Annotated in this window: 3 protein-coding genes and 1 pseudogene; 2 read left to right on the forward strand and 2 right to left on the reverse strand. The window is 70.3% G+C overall.

Annotation, left to right across the window (positions count from 1 at the left end):
- Both ADBZ5U_RS15120 and ADBZ5U_RS15125 read left to right on the forward strand, forming a co-directional pair.
- Nucleotides 1-161 (forward strand): annotated as a pseudogene (locus ADBZ5U_RS15120) (phosphotransferase family protein); the annotation flags it as partial.
- Nucleotides 158-1,270 carry an Rv3169 family protein gene (locus tag ADBZ5U_RS15125; RefSeq protein WP_526811560.1) on the forward strand — a complete coding sequence of 371 codons (1,113 nt, stop codon included), beginning with the start codon at nucleotides 158-160 and terminating at the stop codon, nucleotides 1,268-1,270. The pseudogene ADBZ5U_RS15120 and the gene ADBZ5U_RS15125, both read left to right, overlap by 4 nt.
- 10 nt (nucleotides 1,271-1,280) lie before the next feature.
- Here the strand turns inward: ADBZ5U_RS15125 and ADBZ5U_RS15130 are convergent, their stop codons facing one another.
- Entirely contained in the window at nucleotides 1,281-2,498 is a 1,218-nt protein-coding gene (locus ADBZ5U_RS15130) for a DUF222 domain-containing protein (RefSeq protein ID WP_526811562.1), read from the reverse strand.
- Between the two features lie 72 nt (nucleotides 2,499-2,570).
- Entirely contained in the window at nucleotides 2,571-3,383 is an 813-nt protein-coding gene (locus ADBZ5U_RS15135; protein ID WP_526811564.1) for a M15 family metallopeptidase, read from the reverse strand.
- Nucleotides 3,384-3,474: the final 91 nt, after the last annotated feature.

Below are 3,474 nucleotides of genomic sequence, written 5' to 3' on the forward strand. Positions count from 1 at the left end.
GCTGGTTCTACGTCTACTCCGCGGTGATCTGGTGCGTGGTGTTCATGCGCACCGGGGCCCGGCGGGTGCACTTCGGGGAGATCGCCGAACCCGACGATGTGGAGTCGTTGTTCTACCACGCGGGACTGTTGCGGCGGTTGCTCGAGGAGGAGCGACCGTGATCGGCCCCCTCGACGAGTACCCGATCCACCAACTCCCCCAGCCGATCGCCTGGCCGGGGTCCTCGGACCGCAACTTCTACGACCGTTCCTACTTCAACGCCCACGACCGCACCGGCGACATCTTCGTCATCTCCGGGATCGGCTACTACCCCAACCTGGGGGTGAAGGACGCCTTTCTGCTGGTGCGCCGCGGCGACGACCAGACCGCGGTGCACCTGTCCGACGCCATTGACCAGGACCGGCTCAACCAGAACGTCAACGGCTACCGGGTGGAGGTCGAAGAACCGCTGCGGAGACTCCGCATCGTCCTCGAGGAGACCGAGGGCATCGCCTGCGATCTGAACTGGACCGGGCTGTTCGATGTGGTGCAGGAGCAGCGCCATGTGATGCGATCCGGCGCCAAAGTCACCCTCGACGCCCAGCGGTTCGCCCAATTGGGCTCCTGGAGCGGCCATCTGGTGATCGACGGCGAACGGATCACCGTCGACCCGGTCACCTGGATCGGCACCCGGGACCGGTCCTGGGGTATCCGCCCCATCGGCGAACCCGAGCCCGCCGGCCGGCCGGCCGACCCGCCGTTCGAGGGCATGTGGTGGCTCTACGTGCCGATGGCCTTCGACGACTTCGCCATCGTGGTCATCATCCAGGAGGAGCCCAGCGGATTCCGGACCGTCAACGACTGCACCCGGATCTGGCGCGACGGCCGCGTGGAGCAGCTGGGCTGGCCGCGGGTGAAGATCCACTACCGGTCCGGCACCAGGATTCCAACCGGAGCGACCATCGACGCCACCGACCGGATCGGCAACCCGCTGCGCTTCGAGATCGAATCGAAACTGCCCGTCCCCATCCATGTCGGCGGCGGCTACGGCGGGGACTCGGACTGGCTGCACGGCACCTGGAAGGGCGCCAAGTTCGCCGAGCGGCGCAGCTATGACATGACCGACCCGGCGATCATCGGGCGCGCCGGATTCGGGGTGATCGACCATGTCGGCCGCGCGGTCTGCAGCGAGGGCGGCAGCACCACCGAGGGATGGGGCCTGTTCGAACACGGCGCACTGGGACGGCATGACCCGTCCGGCTTCGCCGACTGGTTGACCGTTGCGCCCTAGACGTACGCAGTCAGGCGGCGATGATCGGCGGGGCGGTCGACTGGTGGGTGGCCCCGGTCGGGGTGGTGACGACGGCGGTGTGGGTGCCGTCGTCGTCCGTGCGCGCCGCCACCGTCCAGCCGGCTGCTTCTTTGGTGTAGTTGCAGGCCTCGCAACGCCCGTTGCCGTTGTCGGCAGTCGTGGGGCCGCCCCGGCTCGCCGGAACGGCGTGGTCGATGTGCCGGATCGGCGCGTCGCAGTAGGGGGTTCGGCACGTTCCGTCTCGCAGCGCGATGAACCTCGCCAGCCCGGGCGGGAAGGCGCGGGATCGGGACTCCATCGCCACCAGAGCGCCCGACCGCGGATGGCGGTAGAGCCGTCGCAGGGTCGTCTGGGACAGCCGGTCGGCGGCAGCTTCGCCGATCAGCTCCCGGGCCAGTTGAGCCGGTATCGGTCCGTAACCCGGCACGCTCGCCGGCGCACCGGCCCCGGCCAGCAGCGTTTCGTCGGAGAGGACCAGGTTCACCGCGATGGGCGTCGCCGCCGCAGCCGATCTCCCGGTGACCCGCTCGACCAGGGTGTCGGCCATCACCTGTCCGCGCCCGCGGCCGTCGCCGCAGGTGTCGGCGGCCCGCTTGAGGGCGGCGTAGACCGACACCCCCTGGGCCATCGGCAGCAGCGCGGTCAGGTAGGTCATGCAGTCCGGCGCCGGCCGGACGGTGACGGTGCGCTCGCGTTCGGCCCGAACCGCCCTGTCGACCACCGCTTGCGGATCGAGCCGGTAGGCGATCGCCCGGGCGTCCGCGGCGATGCGGGCATCACCCGACCCGGCCAGTCGGCGCGGGTCGCCGCACAGTTCGGCATCCAGTGTCCGCCTGTCCCCCAGGTCCAGGCAGGCGCTCTCCCGCACGATCAGCGTCGCCCGCCACTCCGAGAGGGCGCCGCTCTCCAGCGCGGCCAGCGTGTGCGGCATCTCGTGCACCAACGCTCTGGCGAAGCCGAGATGCCGGTTGCCCCGCGCCGGGGAGTCCTTGCGGGCCAGTGCGATCTCGGCTGCCACGCCACGGCCCTGCCGTCGGGCAGGCACCCCGCCGTCCGCCTCCGAGGCTTTCCGGGCGGCCTCGAAGGCGGCCGCGGCGCGGGCCTGCGCGGCAGCCGCCGCGGACTTGAGCCTCTCCAGCGCGCCGATACGTGCGATCAGCGATTTCTCGTCGGCCCCGGGGTCGATCAACAACAAATCATCGAACATGTGTTCGACTATAGGCGCCGCCCCCGACAGGATCGACTCGCCGCGAATGCCCCGCGCCACACTCCGTGCGGATCAGGATGCGGTGAGCGATGCCCGCTCGACCGGGAAGTCGAAATAGGTGTCCGGATAGGGCTCGCCGGCGCCGGCCGGCTTGTAGGTGTAGTGCCACCACTCCCTGTCGTAGTTGACGAACCCCTGCCGTTCCAGGCCCTCGACCAGAAGCCGGCGGTTCTTGGCCTGGTCCCCGGCGATCCGCGGGTCGGCGGTATGCGACAGGGTGTCGAAACAGTCGAAACCGGTCCCCATGTCGAGCGAGTCGTCCGGGAACCGGATCGCCTGCGGCGCGGCGCAATCCACCAGTGGCTGACCCGGAATGTAGGGCGGGTCCGGGGTGGCCTGCAGCGGGACGATGGTGACGTCGAGGGTGCTGCCCCTGCTGTGGCCGGACTGCTCGGCGATGTAGCCCTCGGCGAACAGAACCGACTTGTCAACGCGCGGATAGAATTCCGGCTTCATACGTTGGTCGGCGAGGTTGCGGGCCCAGGCCACGAAGTCGTCGACCGCCCGCTGCGGCCGGAAGCAGTCGTAGACCTTCAGGGTGTAGCCGTCCTCGAGGAAGTCGCGCTGCGCCCGGGCGAGCGCCTCGGCGGCGGGGCGGGTCAGGATGCACATCGGGGCGAGGTAACCGTCGACCGGGTCCCCGGTGAAGTTGTGCGGGGTGAAGTAGCGGATCTCCTCGACGATGGTCGGGTCGACGTCGGCCAGTGCGACGAAGTCGGCCGGGGCGACGGGTGCGGGTTCGGCGTACGCGGCAGGCGCGCGACCGGGGACCCAGACCGCGGCGAAGACTGCGCAGACGGCGCCGAGGATGGCGGCGCGGGGCATCAGTCCGCCAGTGGCGAGGGCGGCCCGGGTGTGGCCTGCGCGGCGTCGCGGCGGCGGGCCGCCATTCCGGCCAGCGCCTCGAACACCACCC

Source organism: Mycobacterium sp. (genome assembly GCF_040398885.1).
Taxonomy (GTDB): Bacteria; Actinomycetota; Actinomycetes; order Mycobacteriales; family Mycobacteriaceae; genus Mycobacterium.